Here is a 23,657-nt window from a genome sequence, read left to right as displayed (position 1 = left end):
TTCGGGCCAAATTAGGTTTTTTGCACTGAAATACATCTTTCAAAATTTTAATTAAGCATATATACATTAGCGCCTGTTTAGATTTGTATTTCAAAATTGATATTGCTTCTTTTATGCTGGTGATTTTTGTTTTTGCCTGAGATGAAATCATAGAAAGGATAAAGCTTTCGTGATTTTAAGCCGGTAAAAGAAGTATAGAAAATCAACAGGATGATTTTTAAACACGCTCTTGGATATGACATTTTTAAACAGACTGCAATTTTGTTTCCACCTTTAATAAATTATACTTGCATAGGATGATTAAACCGGTAAAAAAAGAGTTAAGAAAAATCAGGACTGTTGTACAAAAGGCACTTGCACGCAATATTGATCATCTATACCAAGATTCTCCTTACAACAGCCTGATAGCCCAATTGGATAAAAAAGAAGATTTCGAGAATTATAACGAGTACACCGGGTTTCGTAAATCTTTTGAGAAAAACCTTTTGAAATTTACCAACGCTTCTTATGTAAAGTTGTTGGGCACACTGTACCATTTTAACAGATTTTATGGAAATTTCTCTTTCCGGGAAGCGTGTACTGATCATACAGGTTTAAACTCGCGCATGCGCTTTAGTTTAGAAATTATGAAGCATTGTTTTTCGGATGCTAAAAAAATATATCTTACAGAACACGATACGCTGTATCATAAAAATATAAAAAAACTGCGCCCCCAGGGTTTAATTACCAGCACGTACAGACCCGGAGATGTTCTTCACCAGGATTTAACTAAACTTACTTTTCCGGATAACTCATTTGATTTGTGCATGTCGTTTGAAGATATAGAGCACATACCTGATTACGAAACAGCTATTAAAGAACTATACAGGGTTACCAAGCCTGGTGGCCACGTTTTATTAAGTACACCTATTATCTTTGAAAATGATAAAACAATTGTGCGGGCAACCATTAATGAAAAGGGTGAAATTGCGCATTTGCTGCCGCCAGATTATCACGGAGACCCATTGTTGCTTAAAGGCATTCTTTGTTATTATCATTTTGGGTGGGACCTGCTGGATAGCTTCCGGGATGCTGGATTTACATCGGTAAAGATAGTTACGGGTTATGATATCAGTAAGTTGATATTGGATACGCTACTTTTTATAGTCGCTGAAAAATAAGTGATATTTTCAATTCCAAATGTGCTGATTGGGGGTAAAAATACCGTCCCTCAAGCCTTTTATTAAAAATGTGGCCTTTTGGTTTCTACCACGTAATTTAAAGTATATCCAAAGGGATGCATAATATAAAAAACCTCCGAAGATGTAAACCGGGTAATAAACAGGGTTACCGTATCTTCTTAAAAACCATAACCGGTTTCTGCTGATATAATAGTGAATAACAGGGCTTAACACACCTTCCTTTTTTTCAACCTTGGCAGATGCACCGGCCTCGTGGTACATTTTGCTTGACGGTAAATAATGCAGTTCGTAACCATTGCCACGCATCCTGAACGAAAGTTCTACATCCTCATAATATAAGTAGAATTGTTTATTAAACAGGCCATTATTTATTAGGGCAGCATTCCTTAGAAGCATACAACAGCCAGTTGCCCATTTGGCAATTTCAAAACTATCCAAACCATTCACAGGCGACGGGCATTTTTTTTCAGAATAAATTAAACCCGATAACTGGTTAAAACAGCCTCTGCCATTCCATATCCGGGTTTTGTCGTGCATCCAATAAATGGCTGGCTGCACAATAGCAGCTTGGGGATAATTATCTAAATGTGTACTTAGCGCCAAAACAATATCCTCATCAACAAGGGTATCCGTATTAATTACAAGCGAGTAAGTGTACCCCTTTTCAATACTGTAAACCAAAGCGCGGTTATTGCCTTCGGCAAAGCCCAGGTTTCTCTCGTTGTTAATGTAAACTAAGCCCGGAAATTGATTTTGGAGCAATGCAAGAGAACCATCCGTTGAACCATTATCTGCTACAATAATATCAAATAGTTGTTCGTTGCAATACTGTTTTAATGACTTTATACAATTTGCGGTATGTATCGGAGTATTCCAATTAAGCAAAATCAATGCAACCTTTTTAGGCATTTTGTATAAAGGGTTTTTGTGTAACCGTGCAATATAACACCGCATATCAAAAAAACAAGCGCAAACAATCAAAAAAACAAGTTTAGGGCATTCGATATACCTATTTTATTTATTTTTTAATTATTTAGATTTGTGCAATTGAACAAAACACAAATATGAATTATCTTAATCCTTTAATAAAAGACCTTAATCAATTTGGTGAGGACAGACAGAAAGAGTATCTTAATGCTGAGCCATTTCCTAATATTGTAATTGATGATTTTTTTAATGAAGATATACTAAGTAAGGTAACCGATGATTTTCCTGACCTTTCAAAAAAGAAAGATATAATTGTGTACGATAACCCAAATGAGAAAAAGCTGGCGGCAAAGGGCGAAGGGAGTTTTAGTGAAACCACTAAATCGTTTGCCCACTACCTTAATTCTCAGCCTTTTCTTGAATTTTTACAAAAACTTACCGGCATAAAAGAAACACTGATACCTGATCCTCATTTTAACGGCGGTGGCTATCACGAGATTAAACCTGGCGGTTTACTTAAGGTGCACTCTGATTTTAATAAACATGAATTTACCTTGCTTGACCGGAGGCTGAATTTACTGGTTTATTTAAATAAAGATTGGGACGAAAGTTATGGCGGACATTTTGAGTTATGGGACAAAGAGATGAAAAATGCAGTTAAAAAGATATTGCCAGTATTTAACCGGATCGCCATTTTTTCTACTACGGATTTTTCTAATCACGGTCATCCCAACGCCCTCACTTGCCCTCCTGGCCGCAGCAGGAAATCTTTGGCTTTGTATTATTACAGTAACGGGCGTCCAAAAAGCGAAGTAAACAGGCCGCACGCTACAATTTTTAAAGACAGGGCAAATATGAAAGGAGAGACGATTAAAGAACCTGTTACTTTTAAAGATATTGTACATGATATCGTTCCGCCTATTTTATTAAGGACAATAAAAAAGATAATAAGATAAGTTTTTATTGATATTGCAATTTAGCAATGAAGTTGTTTAAACTTATTCTTTTATGCTTTGCACCATGCTTCTTTTATCGCCTAAAAAATTGGCATTGCCCGGTTTTTAATTTGTTTAGGCCGATACAGGCACCAATTTTTATAGGGTAAAAGAAGCATCAGCCCAAAAAAAGAGGGCTGGAAAAAAAGTTTAAACAAATCAATATCGGTTTCGCAACTTTTATCTTACCTATTGCATGGCTAAAAACTACTTTTATAATTTACTTCTTACATTAGCCAATTTATTATTTCCAATATTAAGTTTTCCTTATATTTCGCGCGTTTTAGGCCCGGATGGTATAGGCAAAGTGCAATTTATATTTTCATTTGCATACTATTTCGCCATTATAGCAGGTTTAGGTATTCCTATTTACGGGATGAAAGAAATTGCGCGTTTCAAAGATGATAAGGAGGGCCGCTCTCGTGTATTTTCAGAATTGACCGTCATTTATGTAGTCTCAAGCATTTGCTTATCTATTGTGTATTTAGCTGTTGTTTACACATTCCCGTATTTTAAGGTAGACAGGGATATGTACCTCGCAGCTTTATTGCTGATATTGCTCGGATGTTCATACATGGAGTGGGTATATACAGGAATGGAGGAATTTAAATCTATTGCTTTACGATCGGTGTTGTTTAAAGTAATCGGCTTGCTACTGATGTTTTTGTTTATAAAAACAGCTTCTGATTACAAGCTTTATCTTTATTTGATGTTGTTTTCCTTTTTGGGAAACAATGTACTCAGCATTTTTTTATTAAAAGGGAAGGTACGGCTGCTATTTTCGGGGCTGTTGTTGCGCAAACATTTAATGCCGCTGTTTTTTATTTTTGGTACAACGATAGCCGTAATCATGGCTGATACGGATACTGTTTTGCTCGGTTTTATCGCTGATGTTAAAGCGGTTGGCCTTTATACGGCCGCTGATAAATTAAGTATGGTCAGCATTCCGATTGTAACTTCTCTTGCTGTAATATTAATGCCCCAAATAACTAAAGATTTTGCAGACAAAAACATGCTTTCGGTACAAAATACGCTAAACCAGGCTTTTAAGTTTCTGGTATTTTTAGGCGTGCCCATTGTATTTGGCCTGGCCTTGCTGGCGCCCGAATTTATTGCTTTATTTTCGGGAAAGCAATTTTTAGAAGCAACAAACAGTATGCGTTTGCTTTCGGTACTACCGTTAACTGTAGGGTTTTCGCGCTTTTTGCAATACCTGATCCTGGTGCCGTCCGGAAAAAATAGAGAAATGTTTTTATGTGTAATAGGGGGCTTAGTAGTGAGTTTGGCGTTAAATATTCTTTTAATACCTTCTTTAAGGCAAGTAGGTTCTTCTATCGCTAATGTAAGTTCAGAATTAGTGGTTACTGCATCGTATTTTTATATCATTACCAAACACTTTTCTTTTACCTACCAGTGGTCATTATTGGTTAAGGCAGTAATCAGTGCGCTGATATTTATTCCACTAATTTGGATGGTAAAACAACTGGAACTGCCTTTAGCCTATATGCTTATTATCTCAATAGGCGGCTGCGCCTTGGCTTACACAATCATACAAATGTTTTTATTTAAAAATAATTTTGTATTTATTATTATCAATATTATAAAGGTGAAAATGGATAAAACCATTAAGGCATGAAAATATCAGTAGTAATGGCTACTTACAACGGCGAAAAGTACCTGGAACAACAAATCAAATCAATACTCGGCCAAACCTTAAAACCTGACGAATTTATTGTGTGCGATGACAGTTCAACCGATGGCACCATCAATATTTTAGAAAAATACAGGCAGCTGTCGCAGCTAATTTATGTGGTTAATCCATCCCAGTTGGGGGTTATCAACAACTTTGTTAAAGCCGTTTCCCTGGCGGCGCCCGGTAATTATATTTCACTTGCCGACCAGGACGATGAATGGATGCCGGAAAAATTAGAAAAATCCATCCAACGATTAAAAGAAATAGATGATGCAGCTATACCTTGCATGGTTTATTCTGATTTGATGCTGGTTGACCGGGATGAAAAGCTATTGAACGCATCGTTTTGGAACGAAGTAGGGCAACAGGAAAAATATCGGCATAACCTGCAAACGTTATTGTTCGGGCAATTTGTAAACGGATGTACTACCATACTCAATCCGGCATTGAGGCAAATGTTTAAAAACATTCCCGATAAAGTTCGTTTTCACCACGACGACTGGATAGCCGTAGCTGCCTTTGCTTTCGGAAAAGTTGCAAGTATTAAAGAGCCGCTTGTTAAATACCGCAAACACGATAACAATGTAACTATCAAAACCAATACAAAACCAAGGAACCGTTACCGTACCCTTACAGAACAATTGTTTAAAGTCATCCGGGGCAAAGACGATTTCCTTTCCATCCGGTTTGAACTGGCCCGCCTTTTTTACAAGCAATATGCTCCGGCAATGACCGCCGAAGTAAAACAATGTTTTGAAAAATTCATGGCATTGGAAGGCCGTTCTTACTTTGCAAAAAAAATAGCATTCAGGCGCGTGGTTAAAAAATTTCAAATAGAAAAGCTTGTTTAAATTTTGTTGAAGTTATTTGCGATGCTTCTTTTACCCTATAAAAATTGGTGAACATTTGGAGCTTGTTTAAATTCTGTTGAACTTATTTGCGATGCTTCTTTTACCACCTAAAAATTGGTGAACCTTTGGTTTTGGTTTATAAGAATTGATACGGGCACCAATTTTTATACGATAAAAGAAGCATTGCATTTTTTCTTGTATAAATTTGAACATGCCCTTAATTTCATCAACAAACAGTCTTAAATTTGATTAACGGTACTGATATGGCTGATATGGAAAAAAACGCTAAACAATTTTTAACCGCATTAAACAAAATTGATGCAGACAACCTGGCTTTTTTTCTGATCCGCGAACCTAAATTTCAAGAGGATGAAATGGACAAGCTGGAAAACCATTACCGGTTTGAAATGATTAACGAAACGGCTTATTTTGGGTTTCATGATGATTCTGACCTGCCGGATTATATCCGTAAAAAATGCCTGGTAACTTTTGACCATTTTTTTCCGGAGGGAAAAATCTTCGGCCATATGCTGAACCATTAAAGCTAGCTTGTACAATCTAAAGCAAAAAACTTTTTATAGATTTTAATTTCCAACCGGCATTTGCCGCAACTGTTGCGGCGTTAAAGGCGTGTAACCGGCAGGCGTAGAGAACACATTGGCAGGCACCGGTTCAAACTTGATTTCTTTTACCGTCGTTTTTGTTTTCATCCCGTTTTGGTTGATGCTGAAAGTAAGCGGCACGCCCAAAGTGGAATCCAGCATCATCGTTAACGAGTTTGGAATGAGGGAAATGTCTTTTGTAAACCACATCGCTGTTGTTTCGTCGGATAGTTTGTCTTTCACCAAATACTTTGTGGCCTGATAACCGACGATCGTTTTTGTTTCGTTTTGCCTGGCAATGGTGTGCGGCGGAAGCTGGCCAATCTCTTCGGCCTGGTCGTTTTTGTTGTAATCCACCACAAACTGCCGGGCGGGGGATTTCAGCAAAACACGCATAAAATTTGTTTTCTTGTCGGTAATAATGGTGGTTGATTCTTGATTGGTTTTCTGGATGCTCACGGTAGAATCCCCTTTAAAATAAACAATTGCCTCTTTGGGCAAAAACTCCGCGTATTGTTTCAGGCTGTCGGGCAACTGGTATTCAAGCTGGTAAACTATTGATCCTTCATTTGTGTTTTTTCGATTGCAAGCAGCCAAAAAAAGCAACAATACAAATGCAGCCATTGTTAAATTCTTCATTTTTTTATTTCGGAAGCGTAAATTAAAAGCTAAATTTCTTGTTTTTGATAAAGATAAGCTGCTTGATTTAAACCCTGTTTAAATTTTGTTTAATATATTTTCCGATGCTTCTTTTATCGCCTAAAAAACCGTAAACATTCAATTCTGGTTTATTTAGATTGATGCGTACACCAATTTTTATAGGGTAAAAGAAGCATCATTATTCTTTCTCGTATAAATTTAAAAAGGCCCTTAGTTTGCCGTAACCTGTTTTTCCCCATCAATCCCGCTGATGGCTTTTGCAATACCTTCTTTTCGTATTATATTTAAAAAGAAAAGATATTGCGCCGAAAAATTTTCCGATGCTGCCAGATCTCCAAAAATGGGTTTTATTTTTAGGAAAGCAAGCGGATCTTCTTGTACAGATGCCGATGCTTCTTTTACCAGTGTTTTTTTCATGTCGTCCTGCACGTCAAAATTATTGGCCGGAAGCCCGGCTATTTCCAGGTAATGGCACCAGGCCGCCAGTATCAAAGCAGCCTTTTTTAAAGTAACGCCTTTGGCCAATTGTTCCTGGATGGTTGGCAACAAAAACTTAGGGATTTTGGCCGAGCTTTCCGAAAAAATGCGGGCAAGCTGATCTTTGATATAAGGGTTTGCAAAACGCTGCATCAAAATTTTTTTGTAGGCTTTTATGTCAATTCCCGGAACCTCATCCAAAATCGGCGTTACTTCCTGATCCAAAAAATCATGTACAAAATTAAAAAACAAAGGGTCGGCCATGGTTTCATCAACAAAATGATAACCGTTTAAAAAACCGGTAAAACCCAAGGCAACGTGGCCGCCGTTCACCAACCTGATCTTCATTTTTTCGTAAGGGTGTACATCTTTTACAAACTGCGCGCCAACCAAGTTCCAATCCGGCCTGCCGTTTACAAAATCATCTTCTATAATCCATTGGCAAAAAGGCTCGCACACCACCGGCCAGGCATCCTCAACCTGAAACTGATCCTGAAGCTCGGCGATGGCTTCGGGAGAAGTTACCGGTGTAATGCGGTCAACCATGGCATTCGGAAAAGAAACATTTTCGTTCACCCAGTTCAATAATTCCGGCTCGGCCAAAGCAATATAAGCCAAAAGCATTTCTTTGGCCACGGCTCCGTTTTGCTGAATGTTGTCGCAGGATTGCAAGGTAATGCCTTGTAAACCGCGTTGTTTGCGCCGTTTCAAGGCTTGGGCAAGATAGCCAAAAATGGTAGCAGGGCGGTCCGGGTTTTTTAGATCGGTTTGGATGGCAGGGTTATCGGCCATAAACTTTCCGGTGGCGGGATTGAAATTATAGCCGCCTTCGGTAATGGTCAGCGTGATGATCTTTGTATCCGGGTGCGCCATTTTTTCGATCACGGCATTTGGGTTTTCCGGCGCAAACAAATATTCAGTAACTGAGCCGATCACCCGCGCAGTCCTGGTGCCGTCGGCTTCCGTAATCATTAGTGTGTACAACCCGTTCTGCCCAACCAGCGTATCGTAAATTTTTTTGTCGTGCTGCAACAAAGCGATGCCGCAAATCCCCCAATCGGTTACGCCAAGTTCCAATAACTGGTCGGTGTAAAAAGCCTGGTGCGCCCGATGGAAACCGCCGATGCCCACATGTACAATCCCGGTTTTTATTTTAGACCGGTCGTATCCCGGAACTTTTACTGCTTTTGGCAGCGATGATAAATTTTCAACATTCAGTTTTACAGCCTTTTGTTCCATGGTTATTTATCTTGAAATCTTTGCAGCAACACTGCCAAAATGATAATTACGCCTTTGATAATTTGTTGGGAATAAGCGGTGATGTCCAGCAAATTCATCACGTTTCCCATCATGCCCAAAATCAGCACGCCCAAAAAAGTATTGATGGCCGAACCTTTTCCGCCTTTTAAACTCGTACCGCCGATCACTACGGCCGCAATCACATCCAGTTCCATGCCCACACCCAAATTGGGCGAACCTACCGAAGTCCTGGCCGTACTGATGACCCCGGCCAAAGCTGCCAGCCCGCCAATAATTGCGTAAACGCTAAATTTATAAAGGTGCACTTTGATGCCTGACAAATGTACCGCTTCTTCGTTGCTGCCGGTGGCAATTAAAATTCGGCCAAAAACATTGTATTTTAAAAGGATGGCAGTTATGGCAAACACGATAAATAAAACAATTGCCGGGTTTGGGATGCCGAGCGTCCTTCCGCTGCCAAAATCAGTCAAGGCTGCGGCTTGGTCATCCACCATAATGGGCGCGCCTTTTGAAAAAATAAAACCGCAGCCGCGCACGATCGTCATCAAAGCAAGGGTTGCAATAAAAGGGGCTATTTTTTGATAAGAAACCAAGTAACCGGAAACCGCTCCGGCCAAAATACCGGAGCCAAGTGCAGCCAAAATAGCCACGGAAAGCGGCATGGATTGAGAAAACAAGGCAACCAATACGCCAGCCATGGCTACAACTGAACCTACCGACAAATCAATTCCACCAGTTAAAATAACCAGCAACATACCCATGCTCACGATGCCGACCGGTGCCAACTGCCGGATCAAGTTTGACAAATTATTGGCGGTAAAAAAAGCATCAGACATCATGGCCGAAACCAGCAACATGATCAAAAAAATGACAATCGTGTTGTGCCTGATAATAAACTGGACCGGGTTTTTAAAGGTTGTCCCCATTATTTGTTGGTTTGGTTTTGGTTTAATTTTAATTCGTTTAAACTCATTTCCGGATGCTTCTTTTATCGGGTAAAAATTAAGGTCATCCCCCTGGCCCCCTTCAAAGGGGGAAAAGGACCAGGGCGCATATCTTTTCATCCCCAATCTTTTGAACTTTAGAAAGGTAGGCGATAGGCTTCCCCCCTTTGAAGGGGGTTAGGGGGATGAGTTGATGTCGTTGTAAATAATCTTGTTCTCATAAAAACAAAAGTTTGAACAATTTTTATGGTCAATGTGCACCGATAGAAAGCCTCAAAATATTTTCTTCTGTAAATTCTGTTTTGTTTAACTCGCCTTGAATTTGCCCTTCGCGCATCACCAAAATCCGGTCGCAAATGCCCATCAGTTCTGCCGTTTCCGAAGAAACAACAATGGTTGCCACGCCTCGCGCAGCCAGGTCGTTGATCAGTTTATAAATTTCCACTTTTGCGCCCACGTCTACGCCCCGTGTCGGCTCGTCAATTAGCATCACTTTGCAATTGGTGTTGGCCCATTTGGCCAAAACTACTTTCTGCTGGTTTCCACCGCTCAGTTTGCCGGTTGCCAGGTCTCCGTTTTGTGCTTTAATGTTTAGTTTTTTTATCAGGCTGTCTGCATTTTCTGTTTCTTTGGCAGCGTTGATAAAGCCCAGCCCGTTTGAAATGCCTTTTAAATTGGTCAGGCTGATGTTCTCTTTGATGGGCAAAGAAAGGATAACGCCCTGCAGCTTGCGGTCTTCTGGCACCATGCCTATCCCATGTTTTACGGCATCCACCGACGAACCAAAATCCACCTTTTTTTCATGGATAAAAACAGTACCGGCAGTGCGTTTATCGGCGGCAAAAATAGCGCGCACCGTTTCTGTCCTTCCGCTGCCCACCAAACCGGCAATCCCTAAAACTTCCCCTTCGTTTACCTGCAACGATACATTTTTTACTTTTCCGGCAATGCCGATGTTTTCTGCCCGCAGCACTTCTTTTCCAACCGCCGTTTCGCGCGGCGGGAACATCGCGTTCAAAGTCCTGCCCAGCATCATCCTGATGATCGTGTCTTTATCGGTACTGGCCACGTTCAGGGTTTCGCTGGAAGCACCGTCTTTAATCACCGTTACGCGGTCGGCGATTTTAAAAATCTCGCTCAAATGGTGCGAGATGTAGATGATGGCCACGACGTTTTTCTTCAACCTAAACAAAGTGTCAAACAGTTTCAGCACTTCTGTCGGCCCTAAAACCGCCGATGGTTCGTCCAAAATCAGCACTTTAATGTTTTCTGATAAAGCTTTTGCTATTTCTACCACCTGTTGTTGTGCAATGCTCAGGCGGTTTACTTTTACCGAAGGGTCAATCGTAAAACCGATGCTTTCGATCAAAGCAGCGGCTTCCTGGTTCAACTTTTTCCGTTTCAGCCACCAACCGTTTTCGCTCAAACGGTTTAAAAAGATGTTTTCGGCAACGGATAAATCGGGCACCAAAGAAAATTCCTGGTAAATAATGCCGATGCCCAGCTTTTTGCTGTCGAATGTGTTTTTGATATGCGCTTCTTCTCCGTCAATAAAAATCTGGCCTTTGTCTTTTTGGTGCACGCCCGAAAGTATTTTCATCAGCGTGGATTTGCCGGCACCGTTTTCGCCCATCAGCGCATGGATTTCTCCGGGCAAGGCTTTCAGCGTAACGTCTTTTAAGGCAGCAACGCCGCCGAAAGATTTGGCAATGTTGCGCAGCTCAACCCGGTTTGTTAAACTTTTATTTTCCACGTGGTTAGGGTTTTAGGTTGAAGGATGGACTAAAAGGCAGCTTTTTCATCGTAAAACTGGTCAACGTTGTTTTTGTCAATCAGTATGGATTGTGTGTACATTACCCTGTCCAGGTATTTATCGCCGTTCAGGTAGCGCACCGCCGATTCGACCACCAATTTCCCCAAACGGTTCGGGCTGTTTAAAGCGGCAACGCCATATTTGTTTTGTTTGATCAGTTTCAATGCTTCTTTTTGCCCATCAAAAGCCACCACCATAATGTTGGTTTCTTTCCCCAGTTCTTTAACGGCCCGCAAAGCGCCCAAAGCCATGGCATCGTTTTCTGCCATCAAAACATTGATGTCCGGGTGTGCCGAAAGGATGTCTTCCATCGCTTTTAAACCTTCGTTGTTGGCCCAGCCGCCCCAACCCTGCGAAATGACCGTGAAGTTTGTTTTTCCCTGCGTCCGCAATTGCCCTTCGGCAAGGCCGCTCAAAAAGCCCAGGCGTTTTTCTTTTCCGGCCTCGTTGCCCTGGTTTCCGCTGATAATGGCCGCGTTGATTTTTTTGCCGGCCATTTTTTCGGCCACCCATTCGCCAACCAGTTCGCCGTTCAACGTATTGTTTGCAAAAACCGAAGAAACATAATGCGCAGAAGGGTCAATATAACTATCCAAAATAAACACCGCTACGCCAGCCTGGGTTGCAGCGTTTACGGTTGAAACCAATGCTTTGTAATCCAAAGGGTTGATGATTAAAACTTTAACGCCTTTGGCCACCATGTCTTCAATCCCGGTGATTTGTTTGGTGATGTCGCCCTGCCCGTCCACCGAAATAAACTTCATGCCGTACGATTCTACATTGGCCTGTACGGCTTTGTTTAAGGCAACGTAAAAAGAAGCGTTGAGCGAAGGCGAACAGTAGCCAACCGTGATTTTAGAAAGGTCTTTTTTGCTTGTGATGGAAGGCTGCAACCGCGTATTCGTGGTGCTGCCTTGCGGTTTTGGGTTGCACCCGGCAATGGACAGCGCGATGCTAATGCCGGTTAATGCAATTACAAGTTTTGACAAGCTGATGCGCATGTTGGTCGGGGTTAGTTAAGGTCATGCCTTTTGGCTGGGCGATAGCTGTTGGCCAAATTGGAAAATGAAATTAATCAGTCAGTAATTGGTGTTGATGAACAGGTTTTAAAAAAGGTTCCGGTGGCTAAATTATCAATATTTTATAAAAAGGAGCAAGCCGGAATTTTTTAAACGCGAAGGGAGCAATGCTTCTTTTATCGTATAAAAATCAGTGCGTTGTGCTTTTGTCATGCCGAACCTGTTTCGGCATCCCACAGAAAAGTTTTACTCCTATCCTGAGGGATCCTGAAACAAGTTCAGGATGACATGCCGATGCTTCTTTTACCGCATAAAATTAGTGAAAGTGTAGCAGGCTTTCTCTATTTTAAAAAAGGTTGGGCTGAGGCTGTCAACACTGATTTTTGTGCGGTAAAAGAAGCATCACCAGAAAGAGGAGGGAAGAAGCATCAAAATTTCAACACCATCAGGCCCGAAAGGCCAAGGGCGCCAAAGTAGTTTGTTTTTTAAAGTAATTGGAAAAATGCGCCAAATCATCAAAACCTAAAGTGTAGGCAATTTCTGCCACGCTCCAGTGCGTTTGTTTCAGCAAGATTTTGGCTTCCTGGATCAACCTTTTGCTGATGGTTTCGGTAGTGGTGCTGCCGGTAGTTTCTTTCAGCACTTTGTTGAGGTGGTTTACGTGTACGGCCAGGCGGTCGGCATAGTCTTTTGGTGTACGCAAGTTGAGCCTTTGGTGGGAAGGTTGTTTTGTTTGCATCAACTGCCGGTAAAAGCCAAAGTACAACCTACACAAAATATGGTGGCAAGATAAATATCCTTACAAAATAATTGTTAATGCTTCTTTTATGCCTGTAAAATTGGTGTTTGTATATGATGAACCAGGATCTATGAACCATAATCCATAAACAATTTCTAACTTAAACGAGCCTTAAAACAAAAGGACAAGCCGTAATTTTTTTACGCTTGTCCCCAAATTAATGACCCCGCAGGGGATCGAACCCTGGACCCAGTGATTAAGAGTCACTTGCTCTACCAGCTGAGCTACGAAGTCTGATTTTTTGCAATGATACGCATTCCTTTAAAACTTGTAAAACGCTGAGGTATTGCTTCACCAAAAATTACCTGGTAAAAACAGTATTGATATTTTTTGTGATGCACAAACGAACAATTAAAAACGTATATTAGGCAAACTAAAAACCAAAACAACATGAAAAAATTATTCAGCGCCTTGATGTTACTTGCTTTTATGGCAACTGCTGGTTTCGCACAAGTTCCGGCAAAAGCAACTTCCAGCCAAACCACTGCAAAAATGAGTTCCAGGTCGGCAACAACCAAACAGACTGCCGCACCAATGAAAAAAGACGGCACGCCCGACAAACGCTACAAAGCCTACCAGTCCGCAAAACCAATGGCAGCCGGACCGATGAAAAAAGACGGCACACCCGATATGCGCTACAAAGCCAACAAAACCAAGCCGGCCAAAATGTAATTTATACCGATAAAAGAAGCATGGCCGATAAGTATCAAAACTTTTTCGGCCATTTTTCTTTTTAGATAGCTACACCAATTGATGGTATAAAAGGTCAATCTCTAAAAAAAATTAAACAACGTGATGAAGCATTTTCTTTTTGCCGTACTGTTTTTACTGCCGTTTTTTTCGGTTTTTGCCCAGGCTGATGTTTTCCCGACAAAAAAAGGCAACCTCGAAATCACGCCTGTTTTTCATGCCGCTTTGGTTTTGCAATGGAATGGTTTAACCGTTTTTGCCGATCCTTATGGCGGGGCCGAAAGGTATAAAGGTATGAAAGCACCTGATCTGATCCTCATCACCCACGAACACGGCGACCATTTGGACGAAGCTACTTTAAGCAGCCTCGACCTAAGCAAAACAGAATTGATTGCGCCGCAAAAAGTAGTGGATCAGCTTAAAAACAAAAGTTTTGCCAAGGTTACGGTTTTAGGAAACGGCCAAAGTTCAACTTATAAAAACATTAAAATCGAAGCGGTTGGCGCATACAACATCCCCGAAGAAACCGCCAGGCACAAAAAAGGCGTTGGCAACGGTTATGTTTTGAATTTTGGCGGGAAACGCGTTTACATTTCCGGCGATACCGATGGCACGCCGGATATGCGTAGCCTGAAAAACATTGATATTGCTTTTGTTTGCATGAACCCGCCTTATACCATGGATGTTGCGCCTGCTGCCGATGCCGTTCTGGCGTTTAAACCGGCCGTGGTTTACCCGTACCACTACCGCCAGCCGGGCAATAAATTGAGCGACATCGAGCAGTTTAAAAAATTGGTGAATGATAAAAACCCTAAAATAGATGTGCGTTTACGCAACTGGTACACGCAAATGTAGCCGCGCAATAAAACGCCGGGTTGTGTGTTATTGTTCAACCATTATCTATTCACCATGAACTTTTTTCTCTCTCTAAAACACCGCGTACTTCTTTTAGCACTATTTTTTTCGTTTACCACATCGGTACAGGCGCAAGACAAGCAGCAGCAAAAACTCGATGCTTCCATCCGCGTGATCCAGGAATTTGGCAAGCTGCGCGAAAGCATCCCCAAACAACTAATGCAAAAAACAGAAGGCATCATCATTATCCCGGGCCTCATCAACGCAGGGTTTATGATTGGCGGCAAGCGCGGAAAAGGCATCGCGATGGTTAAAAACGACAACGGAACCTGGAGCAACCCGGTTTTTTTGACCATGACGGGTGGCAGTTTTGGTTTCCAGGCTGGTATCCAATCGGTTGATCTGGTGCTGGTTTTCCTCAACAAAACTTCCTTGTTAGAAATTGAAAAAAGCAGTTTTACGCTGGGCGGCGATATTTCTGTGGCTGCCGGTCCGCTTGGCCGAACTTCTTCTGCCGGAACGGATTACAAGTTGGAATCCGAAGTTTATACTTATTCGCGCAGCAAGGGGCTTTTTGCCGGGATCAGTTTAAGTGGTTCTTCGTTGGATATTGACCAAAAAGCCAACGATGCTTTTTATGGTGCCGAAGATGATGCCGCAGCTTTGTTTGCCAATAAAAAACCTTCGGCCGTACCCGCTGTTAAAACTTTGAAACAAACGTTAAGAGACCTTTACAAAAAGTAAAACCAGACCGGAAACAATACCAATTTTATACCGATAAAAACAGCATTGCCATGAACCCAACCGAAGGAGAAAATACACCAGCAACCAGTGCCGCCAGCGAATTTGACATCAACACGATTTTAATCAAAGAGCTGGGCATCAACAGCGCTAAAGTAGAAATGATTTACCAGATGCAGGTAGAAATCCTGGCTTTGCTGCAACAAAAAACAACCGACGAAATTTTTGGCGAGAAAAACGAACGCGTAAAACAACTGGCACTGGAGTTTTATATTGCGAATAGTATTAAGAAGTAGGGGTTGGTTTTGAAGTAGGATCTGACGCCTGTTTAAATTTATACCATATCCTTCAACATGTTCAGGATTGATCATAATGCTTCTTTTACCACGTAAAAATTGGTGTGTACCTGGTTTTGTGTTTGTTTACGCAGATGCAAACACCAATTTTTATAGGCTAAAAGAAGCATTAACATATTTTCTTGTAGAAACTTAAACAGGCTTTATAAATGCAAACACATTACTACCGTGTGGGTTAATGGATCAAAATTACAAGAAAACTGTTAACAGGCATAAATAGCGGTTAAACCTACAAAGGAATATACTGTTAGAAGCTGGATAATCACCAGATCGTAACAACTGTTTCATTACTATTGCCTAATGACTATTTCAGTTCGATATCAAGAATTGCCTGTCCCTTTTCCTTTAAATAGGCTCTAATGAGATCGATATAAAGCTTGGTTCCGTTTTCTGAATTGGTAAAGATGATAATGCCTTGCCCTGATTTAGGTAAAAGAAAACAAATGGAGTGGGCGCCTGGATCATCGCCACCATGCGAAATCGCATATTCACCATCGCCTAAAGGGTCGTAAATAAACCAGCCCAAACCGATATAACGGCCGTCTTTGGTTTTGGTATTGTGGCTGATCATCTGTTGAAAGAATTCTTCTGATATTCCTTCGTGGTTTGCTGCTGCAATCATAAACTTTCCATAATCTGCGATCGTCGTCTTCAACTGGTCGGCTGCGCTGGGAACCTTGTTTTTCTCGATAGGCATTGCTTTGCCACTAGTATCATGCGGAACGGCAAACCTGGATTCATCCATCCGTGCATCCCAGGTAAGGTGGCTGTCAGTCATGCTTAGAGGTTTAAAAATGAGTTCATCCGCTAACTGGTCTAGTGGTTTATGGAACTTAGCCTCCAGTGCCCTGCGCAAATACTCAAAGCCCTCACCTGAATATTCGTATTTTGTTCCCGGATTCGACTGGAAAGCCAGCTTTTTATCTTTTAACTGCCAGCGCCAGTTTGGAAAGCCACTTTGCTGGGTAAGAATATGCCGCGTTGTTAGTGTTTTGCTACGGGGGTCAGCCTTTACATCCGGGTCTGTCCAGTATTTGTAAAGCGGTTCGTCCAAGGACCACTTGCCTTGCGTTACTAAGCGTAAAGTTAACATCGTTGTTACCGTTTTGGTCAAAGAGGCCACGTTAAAGATGGAATTGTAAGAAGCAGGCCGTCCTTTGTCCAGTTCACCGTAAACTTTAATCTCCTGTAATTTACCGTGATTAATCAGGCCGAGCGCGAGTGCCGGTACTTTATTTTGCTTTAGCCATGCTTCAACACCAGCTACATCTTCAAGCTTAGGTACTCCGGCTTCTGTTTCCTGATGGTCATAGCTCAAACTTCGGATCAGCTTCCAACTGCCGCTTTCCAGTTTCCATACATTACTAAATTTGGCACGGCTGGTAAAATACTCAGGCTTTCCGGCTTCAATAGCATAAAAGCGGTGTACGCCATTTTGAATAGCCCCATATAACACTCCGTTTTTTTCAAGTGGGTACACTTCCATGCTGCCTGGTTCTAACGTCCTGACTGCTTTATAATTTAGTCCGCAAACATTGTTTTTTACACTGTTAATGAAGGAGGCTTTGGTAAGCATCATACCGGCTTGGTCGTGGTAAAACTCGAAGTTATCGCTGACCAGCATCTCAAATGTTGGCAGATTGCAGGTATTAAAGCCGACATTAAATAAAAGGCTGTCCTGCTTTTTTAAGGTTTGATACAAAGCGGAGGACGTGCTGACCTGGGCTTGGACGGAAGTGCTGGCTACCATAGCTACAGCTATCAAAACGGCATAGCCTATCTTTTTTAATAACCTGCAACTGGGTAAAACATTTTTCTTAATAAGGCTTGTGTATGCTAAGTTCATAATAACAGTAGAAATATATACTGCCAAAGGTAGAATTGCTGTTTAAACGGTAATTGGAAAAATGCGAACAGGGGAGTTTAATTTTTAAATGATAAAAAATAGTCAGGCACGTGAAATTTATTAGGCGAAGTCTTTACAATAGCCTGAAAGGTATTGTTAAAATGCGCTTGGTCGTAAAACCGGTTGGCCAGTGCAAGCCTGGTCAGCGTAGCACTGTCGCTACCAGGATAAGCAATATCATCTACTGCATCACGCAGCTTGATGATAACAGCGAGTTGTTTAGGGGTTAAACCGATATATGTTTTAAATAACTTTTGCAGGTATCGTACCGAGCAATTTAGGGTAGTTGCTACTTCTATAATAGTTGTATTACCATGGGTATTTACAATCATTTGGGTACCCCTTAAAATTAAAGAGCTGGCTGTACTAAAGTTTAACAAGGGGTTAAAGGCTGCTATTACCTGACGGCAGATTGATGAATAGGTTAAACCTTCTACAATTTTCAGGTTGTTGAAAGGCACAAAACCCATATCAGTGGTGGGTACGATCTGGTCGGTATAAAGGCTTAAATTAGCGGATATAAAATGTACGGGTGTCCAAGGGTAAAGCTGAACCATTGTTGCCTTGGTAAATGGTTCAATGCTAACACTTAGTGCTTCGGTCATTTGTCCGCAAAAATAAACGCCTGCTGGTAGGAGCTTATCTATGTTTTGATGCTTAATTTGCAATCCAAGCCCTTGTATAAACGCTATGTTAAAGCAGCCATTTGGCAATACAGATTTATTAAGTACTGGTAATGAATCATTCAAGTTATTTAGTGTCCATAGCTTTTTAATAAATACTGATAGTTCTCTCCTTATTTGATATTCTTCGTATCGGAACATAATTATTAAATAAGTTTCTTTATTTATCGGTGAGTACAGATAGCTAAGTTATAAAAATCAACCGCTTTTTATTGATAGCAGGCAAAATCTAAAAAAGCAAAACCATCAATTCAAATCACTTTAAGTTTAACTACGGCGTCTTATCCTTCAAATCCGAAATCGCATAAGCCTGTTTAATAATGGCTGCCTGATTACTGCCCACAAACATTTTCAACGGGATACATTGGATATTTTTTGCCGCATTATATTCACGAATGGTTGCGTTATGATCTTTTAACATCCGCAGCAAATAAGCATGGTCAAGAGAAGAACCTTTTACAGCCTTTAAATCTTGCAGGTTTTTTTGCGCGGTTGCCGATTGTTCTGCCGGTAATTTGATATTGTAACTTTCTGATATTTGGTTCAAATGATTGCTTAATTGGGCGTAAAGCTGTTCGTTTTGCTTGGCAAAAGTTTTTACCTTTTGGGTTGAAGCTTTGGTTTGGGCCAGTTTCGCTGCTTCAACCTGGTTGTTGCAAAATATAGAAAGGTCTTTTGCCAAATGTGTATCCGCCGTATCCATCGGTTGTTTAGCAGATGTTGTCGCCGTGCTATCGGTTGAAGCGTTTTTGCCGTTTCCCGAACAGCTATAAAACCCGGTTGCAATCAAAGCAATGAAGAGGATAAGAAAGCTATTTTTCATGTCGTTTTTTCTATCACTAAAGAAAGTCAAAATAATCAAATTTTCCTGAATCAAGACCAATCCCAAATAGCAATTATTTTCGGCACCTTGCCTAAACCTTCCTACTTTTGACGGATGCACCACGAACATCATTTGCGCAGTTCGGATACCATTCGGGATATTGTGATCGGTATGTCGGATGGTTTAACCGTTCCGTTTGCTTTGGCTGCCGGTTTAAGCGGCGCGGTCAATTCATCCAGCATTATCATCACCGCTGGCATTGCCGAAATTGTGGCCGGTTCTATCGCGATGGGTTTGGGCGGATTTTTGGCCGGAAAAACAGAAGCCGACCATTACGCATCGGAACTGCAACGCGAATACGACGAAGTTGCCCGTGTGCCCGAGCAGGAAAAAACAGAGGTAAAAGAAGTATTTGCCGGTTTTGGTTTATCGCCGCAATTGCAAAACGAGGTGGCCGATGAAATGGCAAAAGACACCGATAAATGGGTAGATTTTATGATGCGTTACGAATTGGGCCTGGAAAAACCGGAAGCTAACCGCGCCTCGCAGAGTGCTTTAACCATCGGTTTGTCTTACATCGCCGGTGGCATTATTCCTTTGTCGCCTTATTTTTTTATTGCTGAATCCGGCGTGGCGTTGTATTATTCGTGTGCGGTAACGGTGCTTTGCCTGTTTGTTTTTGGGTATTTTAAAAGTAAAGTTACCGGACAGGCACCGTTTTCTGGAGCTATAAAAGTGGTGGTGATTGGCGCGCTGGCAGCGGCGGCGGCATTTGTAGTGGCAAAATTGATTAATGGGAAGTAGAGAGTCTTGATTTGTTTATTTTGTTGTAGATGAAAAGGCACTGATTATTTTGGCTAAAGCCAATGCTAAGCGACATTAACCACGGCCTAAAGGCCGTGGCAATGAAAATAACCGAATTTCTTCCCCAAAATTTTGCTACAATTGCCATGGCCTTTAGGCCGTGGTTAAAGCAGACCGGCAAATGGCTTTAGCCAAAACATTTTTGCAAATACAGCCAATGTTTTTATGCGATAAAAGAAGCATCAAAAACAATTCAACCTAAAACTTCAGAAACTTCAATTGCCATGGCTTGAGGCCGTGGTTAAAGCAGATCGGCGAATGGCTTTAGCCAAAACATTATTGGAAAATACCAGACAATGATTTTTATGCGATAAAAGAAGCATCAAAAACAAATCAACCTAAAACTTCAAAAACCTGTCCATTTGTTCTTCGGTAAATTTAATCGTGTCTTCCTGCGTCAGATTGTTCTCTGCATCCATTTCTTTTCGAATAAAAGGAATATGCAGTTTAAGCGAAAATACATGCATATTCAGGTAATTGCAAACTCCCGTAAAATGGTCCACGCCGCGGATATTGCCGTATTTGCCCGAAGAAATACCAACCAAAGCCGCTTTTTTATCAAAAAAACTTTCAGGGAAATCGCAGGCATCCATCATAACTTTTAACGCGCCCGGAAAGCTGCCGTTGTATTCCGGAATAATAAAAATGAATTTATCGGAAGCGTCAATTTGCGCTTGTATAGGTTTAAAGGCTTCGCTGCGTTTTCCGTACAGATCGGTTTTCAGCAAGTTGTCCGGCAAGTTTTCTAAAGATAGGATTGCTGCTTCAACACCTTTTTCAACCAGCTTTTTTTGGTAATAATTGGCTAATTTTAAAGTACTGCTGTTGGGCCGGTTGGTGCCGGCAATAATGGTGAGCATGGGCAAGTATTGGTTTGGGAATGAATATTAAGAGCTTGTTTAAATTTATATGAAAAATGCCAATGCTTCTTTTACCCTATAAAAATTGGTGCCGGCATCAATTTTTATAAACTAAAAACCAAATATTTACTAATTTTTATAGGGTAAAAGAAGCATGGAAAATAAATTGGAAAATTTTAAACAGGCTCTGACAGGATAAAGTTAAGGTTTTCTTAATTCCTCTCTCTGGGTGAGGCTTTAGCTGAGGGTTATTTCGTCCGTTGGTCCAACTGCCGCAGCACGCCATCTTTGCGCACTTCGGTGGAGTTTGGTGCGCGCCTTTTAACCAGCCAGCATCCAATCCCCAAAACCAGCAGCAAAAAAACAAGCAAAATCAAAAGCTTGTAGCCTTTCAAGGTGGTAAAAGTACCTTCTTTATCTTCTTCCATTTCCCGTTTTATCCCGCATCGGCATCGTCCGAAACTTCGGCTGGAGGATAGGTTTTAACTTCGCCGGTATCCAATTTTACTTCAATGTGGTCTTCCTTTTTCTCCTGGCTTTTGTTCACTTTTCCTTCGCCATCTTTGGTAATTACCCGTTCGCCTGCTTCAAAAACGCCGTTTGTCATAGTTTTATCGTTTAGTGTATGTGTTGCATAACAGCACTTTTAATTAATAGTTTAAACGATTTGGTTAAATCAGCGTAAAAAGTAATGGCCGTTAAGATAAAAGCCGTATTGCAACGTTGTAGTGTTACAGCAAACTTATCCACATAAACCCTTTGAGAAACACGGTTGGATGTGGAAACATGAAGGCTTACAAATTGTAAAAATGTAGGTATCTTGCACCAATAAAAATTGTAAAAAAGCAGGCATAAAAGAAGCATTTTTCATGAACACAATACTTCTTTTATGGCACAAAAATTTACATTGTAATTTATATATCGAGGACTATCAATGAGTAAAATAATCGCGTTGGCTAACCAGAAAGGCGGCGTAGGCAAAACTACTTCTTCCATAAACCTGGCGGCAAGTTTAGCGGTGTTAGAATATAAAACCCTGCTGGTAGATGCAGACCCGCAGGCAAACTCGACATCTGGTATCGGTTTTGATCCGCGGACGATCAAAAACAGCATTTACGAGTGTATCATCAACGATATTGAACCGGCCGAAGCGATCCAGAAAACGGAAACGCCAAACCTGGATTTGTTGCCGGCGCATATTGATTTGGTGGGGGCGGAGATCGAGATGATCAACCTGACCAACCGCGAATACAAGATGAAAGCGGTGTTGGAAAAAATCAAAGACCAGTACGATTTTATCATTGTGGATTGTTCGCCTTCGTTGGGTTTGATCACGATCAATGCTTTAACGGCTGCAAATTCGGTCATCATTCCGGTTCAATGCGAGTATTTTGCGTTGGAAGGATTGGGAAAACTGCTCAACACCATCAAAATTGTACAAAACCGCTTAAACCCGGCCTTGGATATCGAAGGTATTTTGTTAACGATGTACGATGTACGTTTGCGCTTATCCAACCAGGTGGTGGAAGAAGTTCGGACGCATTTTGAGAATTTGGTTTTTAACACCATCATCCAGCGGAACACGCGTTTAAGCGAGGCGCCGAGTTTTGGCATGTCGGTAATTATGCACGATGCCACCTGCAAAGGCACCATCAATTACCTCAACCTGGCTCGCGAAATTTTGCGCAACAACGGCATGGTGAAAGAGGAAGACGTTAAGCTGAAGAAAGTAGGGAGCAAATGAGTGCAGATAAGAGAAATGCGTTGGGAAGAGGTTTAGGCGCTTTGCTAAACGATTCGGATTATGTAAACGGAACGGCTGCAAAAAAAGCAACCCCGATTGTTGCCGCGCCGGAAACGGAAGGTTTAAAATCGGTTAACGCCGTTAAAATCAGTGAGATCGAAGTAAACCCTTTTCAGCCAAGAACAGAATTTGACGAGCAGGCTTTGCAGGAACTGGCCGATTCAATTTCTGTCCAGGGTTTGATCCAGCCGGTTACCGTTCGTAAAACCGGCGTGCGTTCTTACCAATTAATTTCCGGCGAACGGCGTTTGCGTGCCTCTAAAATAGCTGGTTTAACAGAAATTCCGGCTTACGTGCGCACCGCCAACGATCAGCAGATGTTGGAAATGGCTTTGATCGAAAATATCCAGCGGGAAAACCTGAACGCGATAGAAATGGCGTTGAGTTTTCAGCGGATGATTGACGAATGTAATTTAAAGCAGGACGAACTGGGCGAGCGCGTTAGCAAAAACCGATCAACCGTTACCAATTATTTGCGCTTGTTAAAATTGCCGCCGGTGGTACAATCTTCCATTCGCGACGGGCAAATTACAATGGGCCACGCCCGCGCTTTGGTCAACGTGGAAGATGCGGCAAAACTGCTTTTTATCCATCACCAGATTATTGAAAAAGGTTTATCGGTGCGTAAAGTGGAAGAACTGGTGCGCGAACTCCAAAAAACACCTGCTAAAAACAGCATTGGCAAACCAAGCCCTAAACCTTCTTTTCAGGCGCAAAAGATACAATCTGATCTGGCTTCCAAGTTCAATTCTCCGGTAAAACTAAAAGTGGGGCAAAACGGAAAAGGCAGCATCGAAATCCCGTTTTTGTCTGAAGACGATTTGAACCGCATACTGGAAATGCTCGACTGGTAA

Annotated in this window: 25 protein-coding genes and 1 tRNA gene; 12 read left to right on the top strand and 14 right to left on the bottom strand. The window is 41.5% G+C overall.

What is annotated here, in order from left to right; all coding sequences use genetic code 11:
- Window positions 1–296 precede the first annotated feature (296 nt).
- On the top strand, window positions 297–1,160 hold the full coding sequence (locus V5804_RS12315) for a class I SAM-dependent methyltransferase (protein ID WP_369591690.1): 864 nt from the start codon (window positions 297–299) through the stop codon (window positions 1,158–1,160).
- 9 nt (window positions 1,161–1,169) lie between these two features.
- Here the strand turns inward: V5804_RS12315 and V5804_RS12310 are convergent, their stop codons facing one another.
- The gene (locus V5804_RS12310; protein WP_369591689.1) at window positions 1,170–2,090 is read right to left on the bottom strand and encodes a glycosyltransferase family 2 protein; all 921 of its coding nucleotides are present in this window, start codon (window positions 2,088–2,090) and stop codon (window positions 1,170–1,172) included.
- 155 nt (window positions 2,091–2,245) lie between these two features.
- Here V5804_RS12310 and V5804_RS12305 point away from each other — a divergent pair, with 155 nt between their 5' ends.
- The 4 genes from V5804_RS12305 (at window position 2,246) to V5804_RS12290 (ending at window position 6,189) form a co-directional block, all read left to right on the top strand.
- Entirely contained in the window at window positions 2,246–3,064 is an 819-nt protein-coding gene (locus V5804_RS12305; protein WP_369591688.1) for a 2OG-Fe(II) oxygenase, read from the top strand.
- Window positions 3,065–3,299: 235 nt separating this feature from the next.
- Window positions 3,300–4,739, top strand: coding sequence for a flippase (locus V5804_RS12300; protein ID WP_369591687.1), 1,440 nt, complete (start codon window positions 3,300–3,302; stop codon window positions 4,737–4,739).
- Complete coding sequence (locus tag V5804_RS12295; protein WP_369591686.1) at window positions 4,736–5,647, top strand: glycosyltransferase family 2 protein; 912 nt, start codon at window positions 4,736–4,738, stop codon at window positions 5,645–5,647. Before V5804_RS12300 ends, V5804_RS12295 begins: the two co-directional genes overlap by 4 nt.
- Before the next feature lie 272 nt (window positions 5,648–5,919).
- Window positions 5,920–6,189: a hypothetical protein gene (locus V5804_RS12290; protein WP_369591685.1), complete on the top strand. Its 270-nt coding sequence runs from the start codon at window positions 5,920–5,922 to the stop codon at window positions 6,187–6,189.
- 42 nt (window positions 6,190–6,231) lie between these two features.
- On the opposite strand, the gene V5804_RS12285 is transcribed toward V5804_RS12290, so the two are convergent.
- The 7 genes from V5804_RS12285 to V5804_RS12255 all read right to left on the bottom strand — a co-directional run bounded on the left by V5804_RS12285 (window position 6,232) and on the right by V5804_RS12255 (window position 13,455).
- Window positions 6,232–6,888: a DUF4412 domain-containing protein gene (locus V5804_RS12285; protein WP_369591684.1), complete on the bottom strand. Its 657-nt coding sequence runs from the start codon at window positions 6,886–6,888 to the stop codon at window positions 6,232–6,234.
- 231 nt (window positions 6,889–7,119) lie between these two features.
- The gene (locus V5804_RS12280; RefSeq protein ID WP_369591683.1) at window positions 7,120–8,625 is read right to left on the bottom strand and encodes a mannitol dehydrogenase family protein; all 1,506 of its coding nucleotides are present in this window, start codon (window positions 8,623–8,625) and stop codon (window positions 7,120–7,122) included.
- A 2-nt stretch (window positions 8,626–8,627) separates the two neighbouring features.
- Window positions 8,628–9,572 (bottom strand): ABC transporter permease, encoded by a 945-nt coding sequence (locus V5804_RS12275; protein WP_369591682.1) that lies wholly within the window; start codon window positions 9,570–9,572, stop codon window positions 8,628–8,630.
- Between the two features lie 268 nt (window positions 9,573–9,840).
- Window positions 9,841–11,343 carry a sugar ABC transporter ATP-binding protein gene (locus tag V5804_RS12270; protein ID WP_369591681.1) on the bottom strand — a complete coding sequence of 501 codons (1,503 nt, stop codon included), beginning with the start codon at window positions 11,341–11,343 and terminating at the stop codon, window positions 9,841–9,843.
- Between the two features lie 29 nt (window positions 11,344–11,372).
- Window positions 11,373–12,404, bottom strand: a complete 1,032-nt coding sequence (locus V5804_RS12265; RefSeq protein WP_369591680.1) for a substrate-binding domain-containing protein — start codon at window positions 12,402–12,404, stop codon at window positions 11,373–11,375.
- Window positions 12,405–12,867: 463 nt separating this feature from the next.
- Window positions 12,868–13,161 carry a helix-turn-helix transcriptional regulator gene (locus V5804_RS12260; RefSeq protein WP_369591679.1) on the bottom strand — a complete coding sequence of 98 codons (294 nt, stop codon included), beginning with the start codon at window positions 13,159–13,161 and terminating at the stop codon, window positions 12,868–12,870.
- Window positions 13,162–13,382: 221 nt separating this feature from the next.
- Window positions 13,383–13,455: transfer RNA gene (locus V5804_RS12255), tRNA-Lys, on the bottom strand.
- Between the two features lie 156 nt (window positions 13,456–13,611).
- Here V5804_RS12255 and V5804_RS12250 point away from each other — a divergent pair.
- The 4 genes from V5804_RS12250 to V5804_RS12235 all read left to right on the top strand — a co-directional run bounded on the left by V5804_RS12250 (window position 13,612) and on the right by V5804_RS12235 (window position 15,803).
- Complete coding sequence (locus tag V5804_RS12250; protein ID WP_369591678.1) at window positions 13,612–13,893, top strand: hypothetical protein; 282 nt, start codon at window positions 13,612–13,614, stop codon at window positions 13,891–13,893.
- Between the two features lie 123 nt (window positions 13,894–14,016).
- Window positions 14,017–14,766 carry an MBL fold metallo-hydrolase gene (locus tag V5804_RS12245; RefSeq protein ID WP_369591677.1) on the top strand — a complete coding sequence of 250 codons (750 nt, stop codon included), beginning with the start codon at window positions 14,017–14,019 and terminating at the stop codon, window positions 14,764–14,766.
- Window positions 14,767–14,820: 54 nt separating this feature from the next.
- The gene (locus tag V5804_RS12240; RefSeq protein ID WP_369591676.1) at window positions 14,821–15,510 is read left to right on the top strand and encodes a lipid-binding SYLF domain-containing protein; all 690 of its coding nucleotides are present in this window, start codon (window positions 14,821–14,823) and stop codon (window positions 15,508–15,510) included.
- Window positions 15,511–15,560: 50 nt separating this feature from the next.
- Window positions 15,561–15,803, top strand: coding sequence for a hypothetical protein (locus V5804_RS12235; protein WP_369591675.1), 243 nt, complete (start codon window positions 15,561–15,563; stop codon window positions 15,801–15,803).
- Between the two features lie 364 nt (window positions 15,804–16,167).
- On the opposite strand, the gene V5804_RS12230 is transcribed toward V5804_RS12235, so the two are convergent.
- The 3 genes from V5804_RS12230 to V5804_RS12220 all read right to left on the bottom strand — a co-directional run bounded on the left by V5804_RS12230 (window position 16,168) and on the right by V5804_RS12220 (window position 19,275).
- Window positions 16,168–17,736 carry a serine hydrolase gene (locus V5804_RS12230; protein WP_369591674.1) on the bottom strand — a complete coding sequence of 523 codons (1,569 nt, stop codon included), beginning with the start codon at window positions 17,734–17,736 and terminating at the stop codon, window positions 16,168–16,170.
- Between the two features lie 50 nt (window positions 17,737–17,786).
- Window positions 17,787–18,593 (bottom strand): AraC family transcriptional regulator, encoded by an 807-nt coding sequence (locus V5804_RS12225; protein ID WP_369591673.1) that lies wholly within the window; start codon window positions 18,591–18,593, stop codon window positions 17,787–17,789.
- Between the two features lie 130 nt (window positions 18,594–18,723).
- On the bottom strand, window positions 18,724–19,275 hold the full coding sequence (locus V5804_RS12220; RefSeq protein WP_369591672.1) for a DUF4142 domain-containing protein: 552 nt from the start codon (window positions 19,273–19,275) through the stop codon (window positions 18,724–18,726).
- 114 nt (window positions 19,276–19,389) lie between these two features.
- Here V5804_RS12220 and V5804_RS12215 point away from each other — a divergent pair, with 114 nt between their 5' ends.
- Entirely contained in the window at window positions 19,390–20,079 is a 690-nt protein-coding gene (locus tag V5804_RS12215) for a VIT1/CCC1 transporter family protein (protein ID WP_369591671.1), read from the top strand.
- 398 nt (window positions 20,080–20,477) lie between these two features.
- Here the strand turns inward: V5804_RS12215 and V5804_RS12210 are convergent, their stop codons facing one another.
- The 3 genes from V5804_RS12210 to V5804_RS12200 all read right to left on the bottom strand — a co-directional run bounded on the left by V5804_RS12210 (window position 20,478) and on the right by V5804_RS12200 (window position 21,606).
- Window positions 20,478–20,999, bottom strand: a complete 522-nt coding sequence (locus tag V5804_RS12210; RefSeq protein ID WP_369591670.1) for an NADPH-dependent FMN reductase — start codon at window positions 20,997–20,999, stop codon at window positions 20,478–20,480.
- Between the two features lie 248 nt (window positions 21,000–21,247).
- Window positions 21,248–21,427, bottom strand: a complete 180-nt coding sequence (locus V5804_RS12205) for a hypothetical protein (protein WP_369591669.1) — start codon at window positions 21,425–21,427, stop codon at window positions 21,248–21,250.
- Window positions 21,428–21,435: 8 nt separating this feature from the next.
- Window positions 21,436–21,606, bottom strand: coding sequence for a hypothetical protein (locus V5804_RS12200; RefSeq protein ID WP_369591668.1), 171 nt, complete (start codon window positions 21,604–21,606; stop codon window positions 21,436–21,438).
- 327 nt (window positions 21,607–21,933) lie between these two features.
- On the opposite strand from V5804_RS12200, the gene V5804_RS12195 reads away from it, so the two are divergent.
- Together V5804_RS12195 and V5804_RS12190 are read left to right on the top strand one after the other, a co-directional pair.
- Window positions 21,934–22,743 carry a ParA family protein gene (locus V5804_RS12195; RefSeq protein ID WP_369591667.1) on the top strand — a complete coding sequence of 270 codons (810 nt, stop codon included), beginning with the start codon at window positions 21,934–21,936 and terminating at the stop codon, window positions 22,741–22,743.
- On the top strand, window positions 22,740–23,657 hold the full coding sequence (locus tag V5804_RS12190; protein ID WP_369591666.1) for a ParB/RepB/Spo0J family partition protein: 918 nt from the start codon (window positions 22,740–22,742) through the stop codon (window positions 23,655–23,657). Before V5804_RS12195 ends, V5804_RS12190 begins: the two co-directional genes overlap by 4 nt.

The sequence above is a fragment of the Mucilaginibacter sp. genome, from assembly GCF_041088075.1.
GTDB lineage: Bacteria > Bacteroidota > Bacteroidia > Sphingobacteriales > Sphingobacteriaceae > Mucilaginibacter_A.
This window is presented reverse-complemented; position numbering and strand designations above follow the sequence as displayed.